This is a genomic window from Clostridium sp. HGF2 (assembly GCF_964240115.1).
Classification (GTDB): domain Bacteria; phylum Bacillota_I; class Bacilli_A; order Erysipelotrichales; family Erysipelotrichaceae; genus Clostridium_AQ; species Clostridium_AQ innocuum.
This window is the reverse complement of record NZ_CAXSSO010000025.1, coordinates 1-1,487: the sequence shown is the minus strand read 5'-3', so window position 1 is coordinate 1,487 and position 1,487 is coordinate 1. Positions and strand designations below refer to the sequence as shown.

At 51.7% G+C, this 1,487-nt stretch carries 1 rRNA gene; it reads left to right on the top strand.

Annotated features, from left to right (window positions below):
* A 16S ribosomal RNA gene (locus ACESPQ_RS20755) occupies positions 1-1,464 on the top strand; the annotation flags it as partial.
* Positions 1,465-1,487 lie beyond the last annotated feature (23 nt).

The following is a 1,487-nucleotide window of genomic DNA, read 5'->3' as shown; positions in this document are numbered from 1 at the left end:
AGGAAGCTTGCTTCCAAAGAGACTTAGTGGCGAACGGGTGAGTAACACGTAGGTAACCTGCCCATGTGTCCGGGATAACTGCTGGAAACGGTAGCTAAAACCGGATAGGTATACAGAGCGCATGCTCAGTATATTAAAGCGCCCATCAAGGCGTGAACATGGATGGACCTGCGGCGCATTAGCTAGTTGGTGAGGTAACGGCCCACCAAGGCGATGATGCGTAGCCGGCCTGAGAGGGTAAACGGCCACATTGGGACTGAGACACGGCCCAAACTCCTACGGGAGGCAGCAGTAGGGAATTTTCGTCAATGGGGGAAACCCTGAACGAGCAATGCCGCGTGAGTGAAGAAGGTCTTCGGATCGTAAAGCTCTGTTGTAAGTGAAGAACGGCTCATAGAGGAAATGCTATGGGAGTGACGGTAGCTTACCAGAAAGCCACGGCTAACTACGTGCCAGCAGCCGCGGTAATACGTAGGTGGCAAGCGTTATCCGGAATCATTGGGCGTAAAGGGTGCGTAGGTGGCGTACTAAGTCTGTAGTAAAAGGCAATGGCTCAACCATTGTAAGCTATGGAAACTGGTATGCTGGAGTGCAGAAGAGGGCGATGGAATTCCATGTGTAGCGGTAAAATGCGTAGATATATGGAGGAACACCAGTGGCGAAGGCGGTCGCCTGGTCTGTAACTGACACTGAGGCACGAAAGCGTGGGGAGCAAATAGGATTAGATACCCTAGTAGTCCACGCCGTAAACGATGAGAACTAAGTGTTGGAGGAATTCAGTGCTGCAGTTAACGCAATAAGTTCTCCGCCTGGGGAGTATGCACGCAAGTGTGAAACTCAAAGGAATTGACGGGGGCCCGCACAAGCGGTGGAGTATGTGGTTTAATTCGAAGCAACGCGAAGAACCTTACCAGGCCTTGACATGGAAACAAATACCCTAGAGATAGGGGGATAATTATGGATCACACAGGTGGTGCATGGTTGTCGTCAGCTCGTGTCGTGAGATGTTGGGTTAAGTCCCGCAACGAGCGCAACCCTTGTCGCATGTTACCAGCATCAAGTTGGGGACTCATGCGAGACTGCCGGTGACAAACCGGAGGAAGGTGGGGATGACGTCAAATCATCATGCCCCTTATGGCCTGGGCTACACACGTACTACAATGGCGACCACAAAGAGCAGCGACTTGGTGACAAGAAGCGAATCTCATAAAGGTCGTCTCAGTTCGGATTGAAGTCTGCAACTCGACTTCATGAAGTCGGAATCGCTAGTAATCGCAGATCAGCATGCTGCGGTGAATACGTTCTCGGGCCTTGTACACACCGCCCGTCAAACCATGGGAGTCAGTAATACCCGAAGCCGGTGGCATAACCGTAAGGAGTGAGCCGTCGAAGGTAGGACCGATGACTGGGGTTAAGTCGTAACAAGGTATCCCTACGGGAACGTGGGGATGGATCACCTCCTTTCTAAGGAGAAAGTACAAAAGAAG